Here is a 22,356-nt window from a genome sequence, read left to right as displayed (position 1 = left end):
ATGTGGTGCTGATTGTGCTGACGGTGGGGGGATTGTCGGCTCTTTTGGAAGGCACAGGCAATCCCTTTGGGCGTTGGCTGGTGAGCCTGTCAACGGTCAGTCGGGAGGGATCCGGCCAGCAACCGCCTGCTGCCAACTCCCCGGATCCCACTCTGTCGGCAGTTCAGCCCACGGCCCGCCAACTGTTTCCCACCCTCGACCAATGGACGCGCATTCAGGGCGTCTTCCCCGAGGTCTTGGATGCTCACTCAGGGGGGGCGGGGCGCAAGCCGGTGCGTCTGGATATTCGCGTTGTGGAGCGCCCTTCCTGGTTGCGGGTCATCGCCGATGGGCAAACGGTTTTTGAGGCCACCTTACAGCCAGGGGCCGAGTTGAATTGGGAAGCGGAGCAGTCAATCGTGTTGCGTACCGGCAATGCGGGCGGTGTGTTGGTGACCTTTAACGACCGGGAGCTTGGAGTGATGGGCCGATTTGGGGAAGTGAAAGAGCTGATGTTCGAGCCGGGGTTGGATATTCAGTCGCTGCAGTAGGAACCCAGCCAAATGATCATCCCGTTGCGCTTGGCGTTATCGGCGGCAGAGTAGGAGCAATCTCCCACCCTTGGGAGCCAAGCTGCTGCAGCAGGTGCCGGACTTTGTCGATGTCTTTATCGCCTGGCCGACGTTCCACACCACTGGAGAGGTCGATGCCGCTTGGCTGCAGGTGGCTGAGCGCCTGCAGAACATTGTCCGGGTTCAGACCACCGGCCAGTAGCCAAGGCAAGGGCAGAGCCCGCTCACGCGAAAGGCGAGCAAGTTCTGGCCAATTCAGGGTTCGCCCCGTTCCCCCCGCCTGTTGGGGGTGATAAGCATCCAAAAGCAGCATCTCCACACAGTCTCGGTAGAGATTGGCCACTTCCAGATCTTGCGGCTGGCGGACGCGCAGGGCCTTGATGCGGCGGATCCCGGGAAGCCATTCCCCCAATTGCTGACAATCCTGCGGGGATTCTTGGCCATGCAACTGGACAGCCGTGAGGCCCACCGTTTCCACCCAGGCGGCGATGGCGCGGGGATCCTGATCCAGGAAGACCCCCACCTTTTCCACAGGGCCGGGCAGGGATCCCACCCAACGAGCCATTTCCGAGAGGGGCAAATAGCGGGGGGTATTGGGCACCGCGATGAACCCAAGGGCACTCACCCCCAGCGCGGCGATGGCCTCCGCCTGATCCTGACGGGTGATGCCGCAGATTTTGACAAACAACCGGCCCATTGGGAGCACCACCAAAACAATTGGCTGCTGGTTCTTGGATGGTTCTGAGAGCGCTGATACATCTACTTTTGTTCAGGGCGCATTTGCAGAGGATCCGGCTGTTCCGGGTGAAGCTTGTTGATCCGGCGCACCATTTGCCACAGCCGTCCGAAGTTGCGCTGGTTGAAGTGCATCACCAGCCGTGGCAGATGGGCAATATCTTCCTCGGCTTCCTCCGGCAAGGCCCCAGTTTGCTCGATCCGGCCCGAATCGAGAATATCGGCAAACTCTTCGTTTAAGATGTCTAGGGCTTCCGGTGAGAGTCTGGTGTTCAAGCGCAAAACCAGGAGCTCCCGCACGTAGCGATTGCTGTGAAAGACGCGATAAAAATCGACAATCTGCTGGCAGGCATCTTCCACGTCGTCGGTTAGGGTGTAGAGGAAGAGATCTTCTGGGCTGATCAAGCCGCGACCAAGCAGGTGCTCCCGCACGTATTCGTCCCATTCTTTCCAGTAGCAGCCACCTGTTCTGTCCACCAGCACCAAGGGCATGAGCTTGGTTTTGCCGGTTTGCATCAGGGTTAGGCATTCAAAGGCTTCATCCTGAGTGCCGAAACCGCCGGGAAAAAGCACCAGCGCGTCAGTTTCTTTAACAAAAAAGAGCTTGCGCGAAAAGAAATACTTGAAGTTGATAACCCGATCGCTGGCAGCAATGACGGGATTGGCCATTTGCTCGAAGGGAAGCTGGATATTGAGCCCAAAAGAGTTCTCCAGCCCTGCCCCTCGATTGCCGGCTTCCATGATGCCGCTGCCGCCCCCCGTCATCACCATGAACCCCCGTTGACTGATGCAGTGGGCGAACAACTGGGCCTGGCGATATTCGGGACTTTCTGGCCCTAGCCGTGCCGACCCGAAAACGGTGATCTTGCGTTGATGAGCGTAGTTTTGGAAGGCGGCAAACCCCTGCTCCAGATCCTCAAGAGTGGCCGCCAAGATCTTGGCATCCAAACGGCTCAGCTCTAGGGATCCCATGCGCTGCAGCGACTGCAAAATACGCAGCCAGGCTGTCCGGTTGGGGTGATGCTCCAACTGCTTTAGGCGAGTCTCAGCGTTGGAAAAAACCTCTCGCAGAAGGGAAGAAACAGAATCGGTCAAGCTGGGATCCTAAAGTTCTCTGGAATTACTTTAATCAGTTCTCGGCACAAAATGGCAGCTGGGTTCTAATCCAGAACCCAAAAGTTACATTCTGAAACATCCAGGCTCCTGGCCTCAGGGCTGTCCTCAGGCTTCGGCAGGTGTGTCGAAGTGCTTTTCCAGGATCGTGGTCAGAGTTGCCTTGGGTACGGCGCCAACCACCACATCCACTTTCTGGCCGCCCTTGAACAACATCAGGGTGGGAATGCTGCGAATACCGTACTGGCTGGCAGTTTGAGGGTTCTCGTCGGTGTTGATTTTTACAACCTTAACTTTGCCAACATACTGCTCAGCTATCTCCTGAACCACAGGAGCCACCATCCGACAGGGGCCACACCAAGGTGCCCAAAAATCAACCAGAACTGGAATATCGCTGCGCAGCACCTCTGCCTCAAAGGTGGCATCAGCGATATCTATTGCTGCAGACATGCCTGGATAACTCCTGAAACAACACCTGTCACGGTCTCTGATCTTAGCACAGCCCCCAGGCTGCTGGTGACCTCAGCCTGTTCCATTGCTACTACACGGAGCGTTCGCCAAAGGAACTGTCCCTTGGGATCCCGGCCTGAGACCTTCGCTCAGCCAACCGCAGCGCTAGGCAGTTTGGGGACGGCACCGAAAGCATCTGAGCCGTGCTGAAGCAGGCTTCTACGGCATCCATCAAAAGATTTGTCTTGGCAAGGTTCCCGGGATAGTTGAGTGCGTCATGACCAGGCTGCTCCTATCCTATATGGTCACTTTGATTCAAACTAGGACACTGCACCCACACCTAAAACCTTGGTCGCGTCAGCGTTGCGGAGCAATAATGCAAAGGGCTAGAAAGCTTTTCTCAGTAGCCTAGGCGTCTCACCCTAACCTGAAACGACTGTAGTCATTTTAACGAGGAATGAAACTGTTCCATTGGAAGAGGGGTTGAGGATAGTTGTGGAAGCGACGCGGAGTAGTTGGGAAGTGTCTCAGCCTAACTTGAAATGACCATGATCAAGGCATAAACCTTTGTCTAGGTGGTCATGTAATGGAACTCCCTTTGAATAAAAGCCAATCTATACCAACCGATCTGGCCAGCTTGGCCTTGGCGAGCCGGGATCCCTCAGACGGCCTTCAGACAAACACCATCGGCTTATGACGGATTTTCTCGAAAGCAGCCGCATCAAAACGGTAGAGGGTTGCCGGTCTGCCTGTTCCTTGGGAACTTTTCTGGCCGGTATCTTGCAAGATACCCAGTTTCAGTAGGCGGGCGCGAAAATTGGAGTAGTCGGAGAACCCCTCGCCCAAAACGGTGCCGTAGAGCTGATAGACCTCCCCTAGCGTGAAGGTGGCGGGCAAAATGTCAAAGGCAATCGGGCTGTACTCCAACTTGGCGCAGAGGCGACGGCGGGCATAGCGGCAAATCTCTTCGTGGTCAAAGGCTAAAGAGGGAATTTGGTCGGCGGGATACCAGGCAATGCCCTCCACTCCGTCTGCCAGCAATTCAGCATCCTGGAACCGCACCAGGGCAAAGTAGCTGACCGACAGGTAGCGCACTCCATAGCCATCCTCGGCCTCGCGGGGATCCCGCTCCGGCCCCCCGAAGGTGTAGAGCTGCTCCAGATAGAGGTTTTTAACACGAATTTTCTCCGCCAAGATGCGGTAGGCCGCTGCTTCTAGGGATTCTGAGCGCCGCACCAGTGTTCCTGGCAGGGCCCAGCAACCGCGGAAGGGATCCTCCCGCCGCCGCACCAGCAGCACCAGGAGGCGATTCTGCTCAGTGTCGATGGAGAAAATGACCGCATCCACGCCCACCCGGAACTCCGCCAAGGCGATCCGGTTCTCCGATGGGCCTGCCACGATGCGGGATCCCTGCATAGCTTGGCACTGAATCCTCCACCAACAGCCTACCCAGTTTGTCCCTCCAGAGGGAGCTACCAGCCTGGACCACCGTCTTGCCAGTCTAAGCCCTATCTGGGGCGAAGGCTTTCGTGTCGCGGGGAAGATGGGTTGCTAAAGGTGTGCAAAAGAACCCCGACTCAGGCAACACTTTTACTTTTTGCGCGATTTGGCTCTTTTTCAGCCACGGAGGACCCCTCAGCGAGGGGGAACAGCCGACCTTGCCCAACAGCAATGTGAACCCGCGCGCCCACAGGCAGGGCTTCCCGGGCTAGGGCGTGCAATTCTTTGCCGGCTGCTGTGATCAGGGAATAGCGGTACTCTCGCCCCAAAAACTGTCGATCCCGAATGACAATGCCGCCCTGAGGATCAGGATGCAAATGCAACTCCTCCTGTCGAACCATCAACTCTGCGCAGCGCAAGCTGGGGTCGGGCTGATCCCTCAAAGCCTGGAATGGGATGTGCAGCAGCTCTTCAGCCTGCCAACCAAACTCCCGCCGCTCACAGCGCAGAAAGTTGGCCTGGGTAATAAACTCTGCCACGAAGCGAGTAGCCGGCTCCCGGTAAACCTCCTCCGGGGATCCCCATTGCTCAATACGGCCTTCCCGCATCACCGCCACCCAGTCGGAAAGGCAGAGAGCCTCCTCTTGGTCGTGGGTGACAAAAATGGCCGAGGTCTGGGTTTGCTTGAGGATTTTGCGGATTTCTTCCCGCAGATAGTAGCGCACCTGCACATCCAAATTGCTCAGCGGCTCATCCAACAGAATTAAGCTGGGCTTGGGGGCCAAAGCCCGCGCCAAAGCCACTCGCTGCTGTTGCCCACCCGAAAGCTCGTGGGGATAACGATGGGTGTAGTCTTCCAGGCCCACCAACCGCAACACCTCGTAAGCGCGTTCCCGCGCCTGTTGGGCAGCGCCTTGCAACTCAGCTCGCAACTCAGTTGAGGAGGAGCGATTGCCACCCCCTGCCGCCGACGCAAACGGGGTAGTGGGTCGGAGGCCAAACATCACATTGGCCAACACGTTCAAGTGGGGAAACAGGGCAAAATCCTGAAACACCAGCCCCACTCCCCGTCGCTCCGGTGGGATCCACTGCCCCTCCCCAGCCACAACCTGCCCCCCCAGCAGGATCCGCCCGCTATCCGGCTGCTCAAATCCGGCAATGGTGCGCAATAAGGTGGTTTTCCCACAACCTGATGGGCCCACAATGCTGAGGATGTCTCCTTGGGGCAGGCGAAACTCGACTTCCCGCAAAACCAACTGCCGCTGGCCGGGAAACCCCTTGCTGATGCCCTCAAGCTGAAGGATGTAGGAGGGATCCTCCCGCGCGGCAGTGGGGCTTGGAGAAAACAAAGACTCAGCCATGACGGTTGTTGTTGCAAAAGATTTTCACTATTTTTACCACACTACCATGTCCCCGGATCCCGTCCAACCGGATCGAGATCCAACAGCCAGCAGCCAGATCTTGAGCAGGACAGAATAAGGTTTCTACGCCTCGCCCTGATTCCAAGCGAAGCAGCGGAAAATCAGTGTTAAACTTAGTTAACGAAGTTTCTCAGGCCTGGGCGGCGCTTGCTTGTGTGGCGCACTCCAGAGGCTTGTTGTAAATGAGTTTTGAGACAAAGTTTCCCGAACGTGCTCTGATTACAGGGGCCAGTCGAGGGATCGGCAGAGCTGTAGCCCTAGCCCTAGCCCGACAAGGGATAGCAGTAGCTCTGGTGGCCCGTTCCCAACCTGATCTGCTGGCGGTGCAAGCCCAAATCCAAGCCCAGGGCGGCAAGGCAGCGGTTTTTCCCATGGACTTGGCCGACTTAGCAGCTCTGCCCCAGCAGTTGCAGGCTCTCCTGGATCGATTTGGCGTCTGCGATGTCTTGGTCAATAATGCGGGCATGGCCCACGTTGGCCCTTTGGCCACCTTACCTTTGTCGGATTGGCAGCGAGTGATCGACTTGAACTTGACGGCAGCTTTTCTGTGTGCCCAAGCCGTACTTCCCGGAATGCGCCGGCAGCGCTGCGGCACGATTGTCAACGTCATCTCGATTGCGGGCAAGCGAGCTTTTCCCAACTGGGGAGCTTACTGTGCCAGCAAGTTCGGCCTAATGGGCTTTTCTCAAGCTTTGGCCGAAGAGGAACGACAGCATGGCATTCGGGTCACCAGCCTGTGCCCTGGTGCCGTGGACACGTCCCTCTGGGATACGGGCACGGTAGGGGTCAACTTCGACCGTTCCAAAATGCTCTCGCCGGAATGGGTAGCCGATTTGATTACCTATATTGTTCGGTTGCCCACAGGCGCGGTGGTGGAAGATCTCACCTTCATGCCTGCGGTGGGAGCCTTTTAGGCTTGCCCCTGACTGAGGATGGTCTTGGCTATCGCAGCTTTTGACTGGATGCCCCTTGAGCTGAGTTGCACTGAGTTCTCTTAGCCTTTCGTTCAACAAGGAATATCCTGCTATGACCCTTGCGAAACCCGGATCTGGCTCGCAATCTCGAATGGATGACAAAGCCCATTTCAAGTCTCGGGTGATTCGAGATCGAGCCACTTTTGCGGAAGAAGAATTGGGTAGCTCGGATGTCTCAGATCCGGCTATGGTGGCGGCGGTGGAGACGCTGCTGCGGGGGATCGGGGAGGATCCCCAACGGGAGGGGCTGCGAAAAACCCCGGAACGAGTGGTTGCGGCTTTGAAGTTTTTGACCAGTGGGTATCGGCAGTCTTTGGAGGAGCTACTGAACAGTGCCATCTTTGATGAGGGCCATGACGAGATGGTGCTGTTGCGGGATGTGTCTCTGTTTAGCCTGTGCGAGCACCATCTGCTGCCCTTTATCGGCAAAGCCCATGTGGCCTACATCCCCAAGCAAAAGGTGGTGGGCCTAAGCAAAATTGCCCGTATCGTCGAGATGTACTCCCGCCGCCTGCAGGTTCAGGAACGCCTGACACGGCAAATTGCTGAGGCCTTGATGGAGGTGCTGGATCCCTACGGGGTGGGGGTGGTTATCGAGGCTACCCACATGTGCATGGTGATGCGGGGGGTACAAAAGGCCGGCTCCTGGACGGTCACCAGCTCGATGGTGGGGGTGTTTCAGGAGGATCCCCGTACCCGCGAAGAGTTTCTGAGTCTCATTCGCCATCCGTCCAATTTTTAGGGAGCTTCCCGGAGCTTTGTCGGTGAGTGGGTTAAGCCTCTGCTCAGGCGGGGAATGCTAGCCTAAGATCGACGCAAACCCTGCCAGAAGCGAGGCTTGTCATGAGCGAGGTCAGCCCCGAAAACCAGTTTCCCACCGATTTGGACTCCAATTGGCAGCCCCCGGCTCCGCCGGTCATGCAGCGTCCGCCTCGTCCGGCTGCTCAAACGCCCCCGGTGGAGCCCCCAACGCAACTGGATCCGGTGCTGGGTTCAGCTTCCCAAGGGATGGGATCCCGGCCTGTCAACGCCAAAAGCCCCCCCAACCCCATTCTGGGTCGGCCCCTTCCTCCTGGTGTGGCTGTCGCTCCCCCTCAGGTGCCTGTGCCTGTGCCCGATCCTGTCGCTCCCCCTCGAATGCCCCCGCCCACTCCGGCTCCGGCTGCTGCTGCTCGGCCTCCAGTGTCGCCACCTGTCCCCACTCCTGCTGCCCCGCCTTTTGCGCCACCAGCTCGCCCAACGGCTGCCGGTCGGATCCCAGTGGCTCCAGCTGCTCCTGCGGGCCTGACCCTGCGCCAACTGGTGCAGGAAGCCTATGACAAAGGCTACTCAGATATTCATTTGGGGGTAGGAGAAGTGCCCCGCTTTCGGGATCGGGGGCAAATGCTTTTGACCAACTACCCGGTCACCACCACCGAGATGTTCTATGGCTGGCTGCGGGAAAGCCTGCCGGAGAGCCAAATTCGCCAGTTTGAGGAATGTTTGGAACTGGATACTGCCATCCAGTACGAGGGTTTGGTGCGGTGTCGGGTCAACTGCTTTGTTTCCCTTCTTGGCCCGGCTATGGTGATGCGTCTGATCCCGTTGAAAATTTTGACGCTGGAGCAGTTGCGGGCGCCGGAAGTCTTGAAGCGCATTGCCGAAGAGCACAAAGGCTTGGTTTTGGTGACCGGCCCCACCGGATCCGGTAAGTCCACAACCTTGGCAGCGATGGTGGACTACATCAATTCCAACTTTCCCAAACACATCATTTCCATTGAGGATCCCATCGAGTTCGTCCACCAGAGCAAGAAATCGATGGTGCGGCAGCGGGAGGTCGGGATCCACACCCTGGAATTTGCCAATGCCCTGAAAGCCTCTCTGCGGGAAGATCCGGACATCATCCTGATTGGGGAGATGCGGGATCGAGAGACAGTGGATATTGCCCTGAAGGCCGGCCAGACGGGCCACTTGGTCTTTGGAACCCTGCACACCAACAGCGCCGTCCGCACCATCGAGCGTCTGCTGGGGATTTACAAGCCGGAAGAACAGGAGCCGATGCGTCTGCAGCTGGCAGAAACCCTGGTGGCGATCATCGCTCAAACCCTGGTGCGCACCACCGATGGCAAGCGAGCTGCGGCCCACGAGATCATGCGCAACACCGATGCCATTCGGGACTACATCAAGCGGGGGGCGGTGGACGAAATTGAGGAGCTGATCGCCGACGGCTCCTATGAGGGCATGTGTACCATGAATCAATCCCTGTTTAGGCTTTACCAAGAGGGGCGGATTACCGAAGAGGTGTGTCTGGAGGCTGCCCCACGCCGCAATGAGATGGCCCAATGGCTGCGAGGCCGGATCTAGGGCCAGTCTCGAGATGGAGTCACGCCAAAGTGCTTGAGGGAAGGTTTGCCCTATCCTAAACTGGGAGCAGCCGGCGGCGCTGGCTTGCCGAGCTACCTGCTCATCTCTTGGGCCGACCTTGGGCTGGGGGGATGGGTTGCGAATTGATGAACCGAATTGAAAGCAAGTTAGAAAACAGGAGAATCCCTACCGTGAGCGTGATCAACCAGATCATCGAGACCGCGGATGACCAGCTGCGTTACCTCTCAGTTAGCGAACTGGAAGCCATCAGGAATTACATGACCACCGGCGAGAGGCGCTTGCAAATCGCTCAGGTGTTAGCAGAAAACAAAAAGCGCATCATTGACCAGGCCCAGAAGCAGCTATTCGCCAAGCGGCCCGAGTACGTGCAACCCGGTGGCAATGCCTACGGTGACAAGCGCTACAACCAATGTTTGCGAGATTACGACTGGTATCTGCGTCTGGTGACCTATGGCATTATTGCCGGCAGCAAAGAGCCGATTGAGTCTATTGGCCTGATAGGGGTGCGGGAAATGTACAATGCCCTCAACGTACCCATCGCCGGCATGATCGATGCGATTGTCTTTTTGAAGGAAGCTGCCCTCAGCTTGTTGGAGCCGGCGGCAGCCGCTGAAGCCGCCCCTTACTTTGACTACATCATCAATGCCATGAGCTAGGGAACTACAGGGATCCCAAGGCAGCCCGGGCATGTACGGCCACCTGTTCTTGGGAATCCTGGGCCAGCCGGGTCAGTCCGGCGCGAGCGGCTTCTGTTCCCAACTTGGCCAGGGCAATGCAGACGCGGTAGCGCAGTTGCCAGTCGTCGGAATCAATGAGGGGATCCAGGTAGGGGATGGCCCGCGGATCCCCCAGATCGCCCAAGGCAGCGGCAGCGGCTGTGGTGATCAGCTCGCTCTTGTCCTGCAAAGCTTCCACCAGAGTGTCGAAGGCGGCAGGGTTCCCCAGCTCTCCCAGGGCAGCGATGATGCTAAACTGTACCAGCCACTCCGTTTCTCGCCGATAAGCTTCCAGGAGATCGGCCAGGGCCTGTGGCTGCTTGAGATCCCCCAGGGCAGCGGCGGCAGCAGCCCGCACATCGAACTCCGGATCCTCTCGCAAAGAGCGCTGCAAAATGGGCAACAGTAGGTTCGGATCGACGCCAGACAGGGTGCCCATCTGGCTGATGGCAGCATAACGGACGCGGGCATTCTCGTCGTGAATCGCTCGCTGCAGCAATGTCAGGGCTTCTGGCCCAGGCAGTTCTCTGGCTTTGTTAACAGCGCGCAGCCGATTTCCCAAGTCTTGTGAGTTCAACAGCTCCAGCAAAGCGGGCAGTGCCGGAGGATCCCCAGAGGTTGTTGTCATATCCCATTCTCTCCATAACCCTCCTCGGCCATAGCGAGGGAGGAAAAGCCGATGTTATTATCTTGAAGCAGTGCATCCAGTCCCTTGATCTTATGGCCTTATTGCAACAAGAGAAGCAGCAGATCATTGAGAGCTATCGACTGCACGACACCGACACCGGTTCTGCCGAGGTTCAGGTGGCTCTGCTCACCAGTCGCATCAACCAGCTCTCTCAGCACCTTCAGAGAAACCCGAAGGATTTCAACTCCCGCCGCGGCCTGCTGATGATGATCGGTCGTCGCAAGCGTTTGCTCAACTACATCGCCAAGCATTCTCCTGACCGCTTCCGGGAGCTGGCCGAACGGCTGAACATCCGGGTGAAAAAGTAGGCAGCCCATCCAAAACGCTATCGGAGATCTGTCTTCGTGGGCAAATCCAGCCGCCAGTCCAAAACCTTTCGCCGTCGCTCCCCCTCCGCCTCTGTTGAGGTGGAGAAGAAGCCGGCCAAGAAGGAGCCTGTTGCCGTGATTCCCCCTGAGGTCAGCCGGCGGATGGTGCGGCGGATTCTGGTGTTTTCTGGGATCCCTTCTGGGCTGGGCCTGAGCAGCTTTTTTGTGAATTACTATCTCTTGACCAACCATGTGGTCGCTCTGCCCCCCTACTTCACCTTGGCAGAGTCGCTGACCTTGTTTGGCCTTGGTTTTTTGGGCATCAGCTACGGTGTGTTCTCAGCTTCCTGGGATCCCCAGCCCGGATCCCTGCTGGGCATTGGAGAATTCCGGCGCAATTTGGGCAACGTCATCCAACAGTGGCGGGAATCTGCTGCCCGATCTTCTGAATCTTCCGACTCTGGAGAAGCTTGATTCTTCTCCCATCGCCTTTTCCAGGCCGGTTGCTGCCTACAATCAAGAGGGATCCAAGTCCATTCTGGCGGCAGCGGCTACCCCCAGTTCTCCAGCATGAAAATAGCCTACTTCGACTGTGCGGCGGGCATTGCCGGCGATATGTGTCTAGGAGCCCTGCTGGATTGCGGGGTGCCTTTGGAGTACCTCAACCGTCAGCTCCAGGCGTTGGGCATCGAGGGGGAATATGGCTTGCAGGTGAGCCGGGTGCAGCGGTGTGGGCAGCCTGCTCTGCAAGCTGTGGTAGAGGTACTGGGATCCCAGAGTGGGGGATCCCTTGCTCGGCATTGGGCAGAGATTCAGGCTTTGATCGCGGGATCCCAGCTTTCCCCAGCCATTAAGGCCCGCAGCTTGGCGGTGTTTGAAAAGTTGGCGCAGGCGGAAGCAAAAGTCCATCAGATGCCTGTGGAAAAAGTGCACTTTCACGAAGTGGGGGCAGTGGATGCTTTGGTGGATATTGTCGGCACTTGCATTGGCCTGGATTGGCTGCAGGTGGAGCGGGTGTTGTCATCCCCCCATCCTGTTGGGGGCGGCTGGGTGAGCACAGAGCATGGCAAATTGGCCGTGCCGGTGCCGGCGGTGATCGAGTTGTGGGAAATGGGCCGCGTGCCGGTGTTCAGCAACGGGGTGGAAGCCGAGCTGGTGACCCCCACAGGAGCAGCCTTGGCTGTGGCGTTGGCGGAAGAGTTTGGCCCCTGTCCGCCGATGCGGGTGGAAAAAGTGGGGCGTGGGGCCGGTGCCCAAGAGCTGCCCATTCCCAACGTGTTTCGTCTCTGGATTGGGGAAGCCGATGGGGGAGAGCTAACGGAAACGGTATCGGTGTTGCAGACCCAAATTGACGATCTCAACCCCCAAGTGGTTGCCTACACCTGCGAGCAGTTGTTGGCCCTCGGGGCCTGGGACGTGTTTACCCAGCCGATCACCATGAAACAGGGGCGGCCGGGGATCCTGCTTACCGTCATCTGTCCGCCGGATCGGGTGCCGGAGTGTCAAGATCTCATCTTCCGGGAGACCACCACCCTGGGCATTCGCCACTTCCAACAGCAGCGCACCCTACTGGAGCGGGTCATTGAGCGGGTGGAAACCCCTTACGGCTTGGTCGACATCAAAGTGGCCCGCCACCATGGCCGCATCGTCAACGCTCAGCCGGAGTTTCGCGACTGTGTGGCCCGCGCCCAGGAGTTTCACGTGCCGGTTCAGACGGTGTGGCTGGCGGCCCAATCGGCTTGGCAAAACCGGTTGCAAGGTTGAAGAGACACCGAACCTGTTCCACCCCCAATGGAATTTGCTCCTATTGAACACAGATTGGCAGCCGTGGCCTGCTAGCCTGAGAGATGTCGATCTTGCTCTCTCCGCCGACCGCAAAAATGGAATCCCAAGCCTCTCAATTTAACTTTGACCGCAAACTGTGGGATCGGTTTATCACGGTGGCCCAGCCCTACTTTTACCCCAGAGTACGCTATGGGGGCTGGATCTTTTTGGGCTTGCTGGCAGCGGCCATGGTGTTTGTGGTTGCCCTGATGTTCTTTGTGGAGATTGGGGTGACTTTGGTCGGTCAAGCCCTGTTCCCGGAGTTTTTCACCAATGTGGCAGCCGGATTGGTGGCGCAAACGAAGAGAAACTTGTCCTCGCCAGTGCTGTGGGTGGCCTCGGTCAGCTTGGCTCTGAGCAGCCTTTGTTTTGGGGCAGTGTGGCGGCAGCTTCGCCAGCGCTGGTTGCAGTGGGCGCTGCTCACCTTTTTGCTGTTTCTGTCGCTGACGGTAAACCGGCTGAACGTGATGATCAGCTTTATCTTTCGGTTTATCGACACAGCTCTGCAGCAAAAAGAAGAGCCCACTTTCTGGCAATTTTTGATTATTTATGGAGTGCTGATTATCTCAGCCATTCCGATTTTGGTGATCTACCGCTACACTCGCCTCAAGCTAGGGCTGTTTTGGCGAGAATGGCTGACCGATCATTTTCTGGATCGCTACTTCAATCAGCGGGCTTACTACGAGCTGGATTCCAACGCCGCCAACACCGAAATCGACAACCCCGACCAGCGTATATCAGAGGATGTCCGCTCCTTTACCGGCACCACCCTCTCCTTCCTGTTGGACATTCTCGACTCGATTCTCACCCTCTACGCCTTCACCGGCATTCTCTATGGCATTTCTCGTCCGTTGGCGTTGGGTCTGGTGGTCTATGCCACCATTGGTACCGCCATTGCCATTTTGGCTGGTCGCAAGCTGATCAAAATTAACTTCGATCAACTGCGCTATGAAGCCGATTTCCGCTACAGCTTGGTGCATGTGCGCGACAACGCCGAGTCCATCGCCTTTTACCAGGGAGAGGATCAAGAACTCAGGCAAATTTTGCATCGCTTTGGTGCGGCCTTGCGCAATTTTAATTTGCTGATCATCTGGCAGGCCATCATCGATATTTTCCAATACGCCTACAACTATTTCACCCGCATTGTGCCCTATGTCATCGTCGCCCCCCTTTACTTCAGCGGCGTGCGAGATTTCGGCACCATTACCCAAGCCACCATTGCCTTCAGCCAGGTGTTGAGCGCCCTCTCCATTGTGGCCAACCAGATTCAAAGCATTTCCAGTTTTGCCGCCGGGATCAACCGCTTAGGCTCCTTTCACGAGTCTCTGGAAGATCCGGCGCTGCGCCACACCAGCGCTCGGGAAAGCAACATTCAAACTCGCATTGCCCAGCAATTGGCGCTGCACCACGTCACTTTGCTCACCCCCAATTCAGAACGAACCCTGGTTCGGGATCTCTCCTTCGCCTTGGAAGCCGACCAACGGCTTTTGATTGTCGGTGTTAGCGGCAGCGGCAAAAGTTCCCTGTTACGGGCCATTGCCGGCCTATGGACCAACGGCCAGGGATCCATCGCCCGCCCAGATACTCAGGAGATGCTCTTTTTGCCCCAGAAGCCCTACATGCTGCTGGGATCCCTGCGGGATCAACTGCTCTATCCCAAACGCCGCCGAGACCTCACCGATGAAGATCTCATCCGAGTCTTGGCCCAGGTGAACCTGGGAGACTTGCCGGAGCGGGTGGGCGGCTTTGATGTGGAGAAAGACTGGGCCAGCACTCTCTCCCTAGGGGAACAGCAGCGTCTTGCCTTTGCCCGCATTTTGATCACCCAGCCCCGCTACGCCATTTTGGACGAGGCCACCAGCGCCCTGGATGTGGCCAACGAAAAACTGCTCTACCTGCAACTGCAACACCTGAACACCACCTACATCAGCGTTGGGCATCGCCCCACCCTCCTGGCCTACCACGACTTGGTCTTGGAGCTGCAGGGGAATTGTGCCTGGCAACTGTGGTCGGTGCAGGAGTACGGTGCCCGCCTAGCCCTGGCCAGCTAGCAGCGCCGACATCTCCAGCTGACTCAAATGACAAGCTTTGCGGGTTTGGGACAAAACCCGGATAAGAGGCTGACTTTTCCAACTGGACGCTCTTCAAAGGAGGTGATAGCCTGTTATTCACAAGTATTCCGACCGGTTTACTGGAGATTATCAATGCCCCCCATGATCCCATCCGAGGCCAAGCGTTCCAAGGTGGAGCAGATCAAGGCAGACAGCCACTTTCTACGGGATCCCCTTCAGCAGGAGCTGGCCCAAGACACCACCCATTTCAGCGAGGCGGCGGTGCAGGTGCTCAAGTTCCATGGCGCCTACCAGCAGGATGACCGGGATCGGCGGCAGCAACGGAAGCAGGAAGGATTGGAGCGGGCCTATTCCATCATGTTGCGCACCCGCATCCCAGGGGGACACGTGCCCCCCCAGCTTTACTTGACCCTGGATCGGCTGGCCGATGAGTACGGCAATGGCACCCTGCGAGCCACAACGCGGCAAACCTTTCAGTTGCATGGGATCCTCAAGAAAAACCTCAAGGCCACCATAGCCAGCATTCTCAAACAGATGGGATCCACCCTGGCCGCCTGCGGCGATGTCAACCGCAACGTGATGGCACCGGTTGCCCCCTACAAAAATCGCCCTGCCTATCGCTATGCCCAAGAGTATGCCCGCAAGCTGGCGGATCTGTTGGCTCCGAAGACCTCTGCCTACTACGAGATCTGGGTGGATGGGGAGCCGGTTCCCATCCCACCGGTGGATGAGGAAGTGGTGGAAGCCGAGAAGTTTGTCGGCAACGGGGTGAGGTTAGAGGGCCCAGAACCCCTGTATGGCCCCGTCTATTTGCCCCGCAAGTTTAAAACCGCCATCGCCGTAGCCGGGGAAAACACGGTAGATGTGTACTCCCAGGACTTGGGCTTGATTGTGCTCACGGATCGCAAGGGCAACTTGAAGGGCTTCAACATTGTGGTGGGTGGGGGCATGGGGCGTACCCACGGCAAGGAAGAAACCCAGCCCCTTTTGGCCCAAAAGCTCTGCTTTGCCCCGCCGGAATCGGTGTATCGGGTTTGCCAAGCGGTTTTGGCGGTACAGCGGGACTACGGCAACCGGCACGACCGCAAGCAGGCGCGGTTGAAATACTTGGTGAGAGACTGGGGGATCCGCAAGTTTCGCCGTGTGGTCGAGCAGTACCTGGGGGAGAAGTTGTTGCCCTTCCGGCGCATGCCCAAGTTTGTCCCCAACAGCGACGACTACCTAGGCTGGCACGAGCAGGGGGATGGCCGTTGGTTTTTGGGCATCTCCATTGAAAATGGCCGCATCCAGGACACCCCAGAGCGGCAGCTCAAAACGGCGCTGCGCCGGATTGTGGAAGCCTTTTCTCTGCACGTGCGGCTGACCCCCACTCAGGATTTACTTTTCATCGACATTGCGGAGCAGCAGCGGGATGCCATCAACCAGATCCTCAAATCCCACGGGGTGCTTTCCAAGGAAGAGATCCCCCAACTGGTGCGGCTGTCGATGGCCTGCCCTGCCCTGCCCACCTGTGGGTTGGCGATTACCGAGTCGGAGCGGGCTTTGCCGGGGCTGGTTCGCCAGTTGGATCGGCTGTTGCAGGAGCTGGATCTGCAGGATTCGCCCTTTTTGGTGCGCATGACCGGCTGCCCCAACGGCTGTGCCCGACCCTACTTGGCGGAACTGGGATTGGTGGGATCCGCCCCCAATGGCTACTACCAGATTTGGCTGGGAGCCAGCCCGCAGGGGGATCGCCTGGCGCAAGTGTTTCAGGATCGGGTACACATCAGCCAGATCGTGCCGCTGATGAGAGTTCTCCTGCAGGTCTACAAGCAGGAGCGCCGTCCTGGCGAGAGCTTCGGCGACTACTGCCACCGGATGGGGATCCCCTATTTGCAGGCCCAAGTTCAGCAAAGGGATGGCGTTTTTGCCTGAAGGGATCCCTCAAAAACGAGACCAAGCCTGTAGCCATTCCCGGAGCGCTTCCAGCCATCCAAGCGGTTCAGGCTTGGTTGCTTCTGGAGCTTGCTCCTCGCCAGTCGGCAAGCTGACGGGGTTGGGATGCACCCTATAGACTCGGATGGGTTTGGCGTTGGGAAAAGGTTTCACCGAAAGAGGCTCCACCTGCAGGAGTTGCCCTTCCACGGCTCGATACACGGCTGCCGAGATGAGCAACCGGGAGCTCTGTTCCTCAGACTGTTCCCCCCCTTGCGAAACATCCTCAACCGACTCCAGCCAGGTGGCAAACTGAACCGACTTCCCGAAGGCGGACAACCGCTGCGGATCTTGGGGATCGAGGGGCAGCAAAAGGACTGGGCCGTAGTGGATCCCGAGGGTGAGCTTAACCTGCGGGTAGGAGAGTTGCCGCAAACACCTGTTCAACTCCGCCACCGACTGTCCAAGCGCCAATCCCGCCTGCAGTGCCTGCTGTACGGCCAGCTCGGGTTGTTTGAGACCAAACAAAGCCAGACTTCTCAGCCCGCTCTGGTTGGCCAGTACTCCCCCATATTGCTGCACCAAGGCCCCCATTTGGGCGAAGTAGCGACCCAAGGTGTAGACAACATCGTAGGGAAAGTTCTCCTCGTCGAAGTTGGCCGTCCCCCGCAGGGAAGCGCTGAGAATGGCGGCGGTGACTTGGCTGCCGACCGAATGGGCCTGCAATTGATGTTGAGCTACTTCCACATCTGCTTTATCGATCACCAGCCGCTGCAGGGTGACATCTCCGGTGATGCGGGTTTGACAGGCCAGGCGAATATGCACGGGAAGATCCAGCCGTTGGGCCAACCTCTTCTCGGCAGGGGTCATGCTGCGGCAGTTTTGGCTGCCTTCCAAAATCAGAATGCGACAGGTGGAACAGGCGGCATTGCCCCCACAGGCATGGACATGGCGCACCCCCGCCTTGAGCAGATTTTCCAGAACCGTGAGCAGGGGATTGGCTTCCAAGGTGAGGTTGTCGGGGTAACAGGTGATCCGCATGGTTAAGAGGGAGTGAGGGGTGGCAAAAAGATTCAGCACTACCTAAATTCAGTACGGCATTGCCCTCCCCTTGGATGCTGTTTTCAAAAGTTTTGGGTATTGGGTAACCTCACCCCGCAGCCTGCCCCGGCGCCGATGATAGAGTACAGAGGAGTCTTCTGCGCGAGCCCTTTATGCCTCAGTCCAAACCCCAAGAATCCCCAGCCCGCAAGCTCCTCAACATTTTGCTGCTGGTGGTGGGCACGGTAACTTTCTTGGGCTTCTCCTTTGGCCCGCTATTCCAGGCCCTCGGGCCTTCCGAATCTCCAGAGGCCAGCCTGGTAACCGAGCAACTGCGGGCCCAGGCAGACGGCTATCGCGTCGTGCTGGAGCGGGAGCCGGATAACCCCATTGCCCTGCGGGGGTTGATCGACACCCAACTGCAATTGAACGAGCCGCAAGGGGCCATTGAGCCGCTGAAGAAGCTGGTACAACTGGAGCCCGAAAATCGGCAACTGAGAGCCTTTTTGGCCGAAATCCAGCAGGATACGGGGGATTTTGAAGGGGCATTAGAACAGCTCCAGATCCTTTACGAGGGGGATCCCAAAGATCGCCAGGTGCTGCAGCAGTTGGTGGATGTGCAGCTAACCCTGGGCCGCACCTCTGAGGCCATTGCCCTGCTGGAGAAGCATCTTGAAGAAGCGCCGGAAGATAATGATGTGCGTTTGCGCTTGGCCTTTGTCTACGCCCGCAACAACCAGACTGAGAAAGCTGTAGTCCTCTACGACAAGTTGATTGCGGCGGATCCCAGTGATTTCACCCCCGTGTTGGGCAAAGCCATAGCCCTCAGCTCCGCCACCGATGAAAACCTACGGGCAAAAGCGCCTGAGCTGTTTGAGCAAGCAGCCCGGCTGGCCCCGCCCCAAGTTCGGGAGCAAATCCAGCAGCAAGCAGAGATTTATGCTCAGGTGAACCGGCCCCAGACGGTCGAGAGGCAAAACGATAACCCCACTCCCTGAGCGGGTTTTCAACCGTTAGGCTAATCCAGGTGTTGAGAAGCTGATCCCTGACGGTTCTCAGTTGACCCGATAGGGAGAGCTACGGAAAAGACTCAAGTGCCTTTTCTACAGAGGGGTAGATCTCGTAAATGGCATCCAAGCCGGTGATGGAGAAGAGCAGCTTGACTTGCTCCTGCAGGCTGCAGAACTTGAGTTGATAGCCTAAAGTGCGGCAATGGCGATGCGCCCAAACCAGAACCGACAACCCCATGCTGTCGATCAGGCTAACCTGACTAAGATCCAACAAGAAATGCCCCGGTTTCTCGGTGAGAATTTGGCTTAGCTCTTTCCGTACCTCGCGGGCAATCGCGGCGTTGAGCCTTTCACTGTGCAATTTCACAACCGTAACAGGGGATCCCTTGTGGCTGAGCCGGATGAAGACATCCATGAAAAGCCCGTCAGGTTTGAGGGGGGATGGGCACAGGCACGATGCAACCAGACTGATTTTGAATTGCTAAATCACCATGAGTATGAGTTTGTCCTCCCTGGGCTTCTCTTGCAAGCATTCTTGGACACTTTTCCCTTACAGGTTAGAACTGGCATGAACGGGATCCCTGCCTGGGCTGGAGATGCTGCCGCCCTGAGCCTATTGGTTATGCAAGTGCCGATGCTGGCGGTGCTGCTGGCGCGGCTGCTGCCCTCTTTGCGGCGCCCTTCCCCTCTGCCTCCCGGTCAGCCTGGGATCCCTTTGCAGCCGGGCTTGGTCAGCGTGTTGTTGCCCACCCTCAACGAAGCCGAGCGCATCGATCCCTGCCTGGAAGGATTGCACCAACAGAGCTCCGTCCTGCGGGAGGTGCTGGTGGTGGACAGCCGCTCTCAAGATGGCACCCCCGAAAAAGTGCTGCAGATGGCCAAGCGGGATCCGCGCTTCCGTCTGGTAACCGACGATCCCTTGCCCAACGGATGGGTGGGGCGCCCCTGGGCCTTGCACTATGGATTTCTCCAGTCGGATCCGGCCTCTGAGTGGATCCTGGGCATTGATGCCGATACCCGTCCCCAGCCAGGATTGGTGGAGCGCCTGCTGGAAACTGCCCAGGCCCAAGGTCTGGATCTGATCACCCTGGCACCGCAGTTTATCCTGCAGCACTGGGGGGAAGGCTGGCTGCAGCCGGCTCTTTTGGTGACCCTGATCTACCGCTACGGGGCCGCCGGAGACACCGCCACCCTGCCGGAACGGACGATGGCCAATGGGCAATGTATGCTAGTGCGCCGGTCGGTGCTGGAAGCGATGAATGGCTACACAGTGGCGCGGGCTTCATTTTGTGACGATGTGACCCTGGTGCGGCAGATTGCGGCAGCCGGCTTTAAAGTAGCTTTTTACGACGGTCGGCACCTGCTCAAGGTGCGCATGTACACTTCTTTTGGCGAAACTTGGCGAGAGTGGGGCCGATCCCTCGATTTGAAAGATGCCACCCCTGTGGCCCAGTTGTGGGGGGATATAGCTCTCCTCGTCCTCACCCAAGGGATCCCTGGGCCGGTGGTTGTAGGGCTGTTGGGCAAAGCCGGGATGGGGTTTCCCTTTTCCCTGACGGAGCAGGTGCTGCTGGGGCTTAACCTAGGCTTACTGATTCTGCGCTTAGGTGTACTACTGGGCATTCGCGGCTCCTATCAGGATCCCCCTTGGACGTTCTGGATGTCGCCTCTGGCGGATCCCTTGGCCGTTCTGCGGATAATCCTATCTGCCCTCAGCCGGCCCCGCTCTTGGCGCGGGCGCACCTACTAGGAGAGCCCTCAATCGGCTATTGCCTCGGGATCCACGCCCAACTCCCGCAATTTCGCGGCTAGGCGCTGCTGTTCCAGACGGGCCTGTTCGAGGGCTGCTTCTGCCGCCTCAGCCCGCTGCCGCTCCTGTTCGGCCCGCTGCCGCTCCTGCTCTACCTGTTCGATTCCCCATAGGAGCAAATTCCCATCGGCAGTCCACCACCGCAACCAGTTGGCTTTGGTCTCGGCTTTTTGTCCCCGCCACACCCCCAAAAACAAGCCAATCTCCGGGATCCAGTAGCGACGGTTTTCATCCGCCGATACAGGGGTATAGCGGCCATTCTCCAGGCGGTAGACATCCAGCTCACCGGTTTTGGGATGAAAGATTACATAGACAGGCACCTGCAAAATGCGCTCGTAGAAATACCATTTTCCATAGGGATAGTGGGGATTGATGGAGTACTCGCCGCCCTCGGTTTCGGAGATGAATTCCATCACAATCGCCGGGGGATCCCCTTCTAGGTGGGGGGTATAGCTGCGGCGGATCTCTCCTTCGGGAATCGGCTGTACTGCGGGCACATAAACCCAGTCGGGGGCTTTCACCACCACCTTGTCCCCGACAGTGCTGCAAAGGCCAAAGTTGGAGGCGATCAAAGCCTGGGCAGGGATCATCTGAGCGAGTTCCAATGCCTCACGCAGAGCAGCAGCCAAAAGGGGCTGTAAGGTGCTTTCCACAGGCTCATCCGGCAAGGGAAAGTCTTCCGGCAGTTTTTCCCATCGAATGGGAGGTAGGGGCGGGGTGAGCCGAACAGGAGAGAGGGTCATGGCTGAGGATACTCATGGTGATAAGGTACATGAATGCCTTTTGAATAACTCAAAGCACTTGCTGATATCAACCCCAGGCAATTCCACAAGGCTGTTGCAGGCTGGGACGGATTCAGTCATCTCGACTGCCAATCCATACGGTTGAGATATGCTTGGGGGCAATGAGCAAGTTTTTCGGCGTCTTCCTTGGATTCAGCAAGAGAGCGTATGCCAGAGCCTGAACCCTCTTCTGCCCACATTCTGGTGATCGAAGATGAAGCTAAGCTGGCTCGTTTTGTGGAAACGGAGCTGACCTGTGAGGGATATCGAGTCAGCGTAGCCAGCGATGGCATGGCCGGGTTGAGGGCAGCCTGCGACCAAAACCCCGACTTGGTGCTGTTGGACTGGATGTTGCCCGGCATCTCAGGTTTGGAAATTTGTCGGCGACTGCGCTCAACGGGCAACCGCGTGCCGGTGGTGTTGATGACCGCCAGAGATGAGGTGTCGGATCGAGCAGCGGGGTTGGATGCCGGGGCGGATGATTACGTGGTCAAACCCTTCAGCATTCAGGAGCTGCTGTCTCGGATACGGATCTATTTGCGGCAGCCAAGGCGATCCCGCGACGGCCAGTTGGTGTTCATGGATCTGATTCTGGATCCCGTAACGCGGGAGGTAACCCGGGGAGAGCGACAGGTGGAGCTGACGGCCAAAGAATACGACCTGTTGCGCTACTTGATGGAACACCCCCGTCAGGTGCTCACCCGCCAACAGATCTTAGAGCATGTGTGGGGCTGCGACTTCACGGGCGACTCCAATATCATCGAGGTCTATATTCGCTACTTGCGCCTCAAGATCGAAGGCCCAGGGGAAAAGCGCCTCATCCAGACCGTGCGTGGGGTGGGCTACGTGTTGCGCGATTGACATGCCCCCCGCCCCAAAGAGCAAGGATTCTGGTTCCTGGTTCTGCGACAGCACTTAGCTGTATCAGGTTTCCCCTCCACGACGGCGGTGCCTATCTCCCCAGTCGTTCCCCCAAGCGCTCCGCGCCGCTAGCGTGAAAGACTTGGCCAAGTGGTGATTTCTCACCAAGTTCTGCACCTGCAAGTCCTCATAAACCACAATGTCGTGAGACATTCCCACACACTGGGCTAGCTCAATAACCCGGTCTCTACGCTGGCGCCAGACTTTGATTTGGTTGAAGTG

General features: G+C 57.8%; 22 protein-coding genes and 1 pseudogene. 13 read left to right on the top strand and 10 right to left on the bottom strand.

Annotated elements, in window-relative coordinates:
• The first annotated feature begins 2 nt into the window (after window positions 1-2).
• On the top strand, window positions 3-530 hold the full coding sequence (locus tag ACVWZF_RS01420) for a DUF4115 domain-containing protein (protein WP_369791766.1): 528 nt from the start codon (window positions 3-5) through the stop codon (window positions 528-530).
• Window positions 531-546: 16 nt separating this feature from the next.
• Here the strand turns inward: ACVWZF_RS01420 and ACVWZF_RS01415 are convergent, their stop codons facing one another.
• The 5 genes from ACVWZF_RS01415 to ACVWZF_RS01395 all read right to left on the bottom strand — a co-directional run bounded on the left by ACVWZF_RS01415 (window position 547) and on the right by ACVWZF_RS01395 (window position 5,650).
• On the bottom strand, window positions 547-1,248 hold the full coding sequence (locus ACVWZF_RS01415; RefSeq protein ID WP_011431865.1) for a phosphoribosylanthranilate isomerase: 702 nt from the start codon (window positions 1,246-1,248) through the stop codon (window positions 547-549).
• Between the two features lie 62 nt (window positions 1,249-1,310).
• A complete protein-coding gene (locus tag ACVWZF_RS01410) occupies window positions 1,311-2,381 on the bottom strand; it encodes an LOG family protein (protein WP_457410632.1) in 1,071 nt (356 codons plus the stop codon).
• A 126-nt stretch (window positions 2,382-2,507) separates the two neighbouring features.
• Window positions 2,508-2,849, bottom strand: a complete 342-nt coding sequence (gene trxA / locus ACVWZF_RS01405; protein WP_011431863.1) for a thioredoxin — start codon at window positions 2,847-2,849, stop codon at window positions 2,508-2,510.
• Between the two features lie 672 nt (window positions 2,850-3,521).
• Window positions 3,522-4,265: an NUDIX hydrolase gene (locus tag ACVWZF_RS01400; RefSeq protein ID WP_414417307.1), complete on the bottom strand. Its 744-nt coding sequence runs from the start codon at window positions 4,263-4,265 to the stop codon at window positions 3,522-3,524.
• 161 nt (window positions 4,266-4,426) lie between these two features.
• The gene (locus tag ACVWZF_RS01395) at window positions 4,427-5,650 is read right to left on the bottom strand and encodes an ABC transporter ATP-binding protein (protein ID WP_011431861.1); all 1,224 of its coding nucleotides are present in this window, start codon (window positions 5,648-5,650) and stop codon (window positions 4,427-4,429) included.
• A gap of 242 nt (window positions 5,651-5,892) precedes the next feature.
• On the opposite strand from ACVWZF_RS01395, the gene ACVWZF_RS01390 reads away from it, so the two are divergent.
• The 4 genes and pseudogenes from ACVWZF_RS01390 (at window position 5,893) to apcD (ending at window position 9,704) form a co-directional block, all read left to right on the top strand.
• Window positions 5,893-6,624 carry an SDR family oxidoreductase gene (locus ACVWZF_RS01390; RefSeq protein WP_011431860.1) on the top strand — a complete coding sequence of 244 codons (732 nt, stop codon included), beginning with the start codon at window positions 5,893-5,895 and terminating at the stop codon, window positions 6,622-6,624.
• A gap of 232 nt (window positions 6,625-6,856) precedes the next feature.
• A pseudogene (gene folE / locus ACVWZF_RS01385) lies at window positions 6,857-7,426 on the top strand (GTP cyclohydrolase I FolE); the annotation flags it as partial.
• Window positions 7,427-7,527: 101 nt separating this feature from the next.
• Window positions 7,528-9,027, top strand: coding sequence for a PilT/PilU family type 4a pilus ATPase (locus tag ACVWZF_RS01380; protein WP_457394787.1), 1,500 nt, complete (start codon window positions 7,528-7,530; stop codon window positions 9,025-9,027).
• A 191-nt stretch (window positions 9,028-9,218) separates the two neighbouring features.
• Window positions 9,219-9,704, top strand: a complete 486-nt coding sequence (gene apcD, locus ACVWZF_RS01375) for an allophycocyanin subunit alpha-B (protein WP_011431857.1) — start codon at window positions 9,219-9,221, stop codon at window positions 9,702-9,704.
• Between the two features lie 4 nt (window positions 9,705-9,708).
• Here the strand turns inward: apcD and ACVWZF_RS01370 are convergent, their stop codons facing one another.
• Window positions 9,709-10,392, bottom strand: a complete 684-nt coding sequence (locus ACVWZF_RS01370) for a HEAT repeat domain-containing protein (RefSeq protein WP_457394790.1) — start codon at window positions 10,390-10,392, stop codon at window positions 9,709-9,711.
• A 92-nt stretch (window positions 10,393-10,484) separates the two neighbouring features.
• Here ACVWZF_RS01370 and rpsO point away from each other — a divergent pair, with 92 nt between their 5' ends.
• From rpsO to ACVWZF_RS01345, 5 genes are all read left to right on the top strand, one after another.
• Window positions 10,485-10,760, top strand: a complete 276-nt coding sequence (rpsO, locus tag ACVWZF_RS01365; protein WP_011431855.1) for a 30S ribosomal protein S15 — start codon at window positions 10,485-10,487, stop codon at window positions 10,758-10,760.
• Window positions 10,761-10,796: 36 nt separating this feature from the next.
• On the top strand, window positions 10,797-11,234 hold the full coding sequence (locus ACVWZF_RS01360) for a PAM68 family protein (RefSeq protein ID WP_457394793.1): 438 nt from the start codon (window positions 10,797-10,799) through the stop codon (window positions 11,232-11,234).
• Between the two features lie 96 nt (window positions 11,235-11,330).
• Complete coding sequence (gene larC / locus ACVWZF_RS01355) at window positions 11,331-12,524, top strand: nickel pincer cofactor biosynthesis protein LarC (protein ID WP_457394796.1); 1,194 nt, start codon at window positions 11,331-11,333, stop codon at window positions 12,522-12,524.
• An 83-nt stretch (window positions 12,525-12,607) separates the two neighbouring features.
• Window positions 12,608-14,635, top strand: a complete 2,028-nt coding sequence (locus tag ACVWZF_RS01350) for an ABC transporter ATP-binding protein/permease (protein ID WP_011431852.1) — start codon at window positions 12,608-12,610, stop codon at window positions 14,633-14,635.
• A 153-nt stretch (window positions 14,636-14,788) separates the two neighbouring features.
• A complete protein-coding gene (locus tag ACVWZF_RS01345; protein ID WP_011431851.1) occupies window positions 14,789-16,570 on the top strand; it encodes an NADPH-dependent assimilatory sulfite reductase hemoprotein subunit in 1,782 nt (593 codons plus the stop codon).
• A 9-nt stretch (window positions 16,571-16,579) separates the two neighbouring features.
• Here the strand turns inward: ACVWZF_RS01345 and ACVWZF_RS01340 are convergent, their stop codons facing one another.
• On the bottom strand, window positions 16,580-17,650 hold the full coding sequence (locus ACVWZF_RS01340) for an adenylate/guanylate cyclase domain-containing protein (RefSeq protein ID WP_049749547.1): 1,071 nt from the start codon (window positions 17,648-17,650) through the stop codon (window positions 16,580-16,582).
• 134 nt (window positions 17,651-17,784) lie between these two features.
• On the opposite strand from ACVWZF_RS01340, the gene ACVWZF_RS01335 reads away from it, so the two are divergent.
• Window positions 17,785-18,609 carry a tetratricopeptide repeat protein gene (locus ACVWZF_RS01335; protein ID WP_457410631.1) on the top strand — a complete coding sequence of 275 codons (825 nt, stop codon included), beginning with the start codon at window positions 17,785-17,787 and terminating at the stop codon, window positions 18,607-18,609.
• Window positions 18,610-18,688: 79 nt separating this feature from the next.
• Here ACVWZF_RS01335 and ACVWZF_RS01330 read toward each other — a convergent pair whose 3' ends face one another.
• Entirely contained in the window at window positions 18,689-19,036 is a 348-nt protein-coding gene (locus ACVWZF_RS01330; protein ID WP_011431848.1) for an STAS domain-containing protein, read from the bottom strand.
• A 153-nt stretch (window positions 19,037-19,189) separates the two neighbouring features.
• On the opposite strand from ACVWZF_RS01330, the gene ACVWZF_RS01325 reads away from it, so the two are divergent.
• Window positions 19,190-20,371 carry a glycosyltransferase gene (locus ACVWZF_RS01325; protein ID WP_011431847.1) on the top strand — a complete coding sequence of 394 codons (1,182 nt, stop codon included), beginning with the start codon at window positions 19,190-19,192 and terminating at the stop codon, window positions 20,369-20,371.
• Window positions 20,372-20,379: 8 nt separating this feature from the next.
• Here ACVWZF_RS01325 and ACVWZF_RS01320 read toward each other — a convergent pair whose 3' ends face one another.
• Entirely contained in the window at window positions 20,380-21,174 is a 795-nt protein-coding gene (locus tag ACVWZF_RS01320; RefSeq protein WP_457410629.1) for a Uma2 family endonuclease, read from the bottom strand.
• Window positions 21,175-21,381: 207 nt separating this feature from the next.
• On the opposite strand from ACVWZF_RS01320, the gene ACVWZF_RS01315 reads away from it, so the two are divergent.
• Window positions 21,382-22,074 carry a response regulator transcription factor gene (locus ACVWZF_RS01315; RefSeq protein WP_011431845.1) on the top strand — a complete coding sequence of 231 codons (693 nt, stop codon included), beginning with the start codon at window positions 21,382-21,384 and terminating at the stop codon, window positions 22,072-22,074.
• A gap of 63 nt (window positions 22,075-22,137) precedes the next feature.
• On the opposite strand, the gene ACVWZF_RS01310 is transcribed toward ACVWZF_RS01315, so the two are convergent.
• Window positions 22,138-22,287: a hypothetical protein gene (locus ACVWZF_RS01310; RefSeq protein ID WP_187147255.1), complete on the bottom strand. Its 150-nt coding sequence runs from the start codon at window positions 22,285-22,287 to the stop codon at window positions 22,138-22,140.
• Window positions 22,288-22,356 lie beyond the last annotated feature (69 nt).

The organism is Thermostichus sp. OS-CIW-30 (assembly GCF_054060215.1).
Note: the sequence above shows the minus strand (reverse complement) of the source record. Positions and strands in the feature narration are given on the sequence as shown.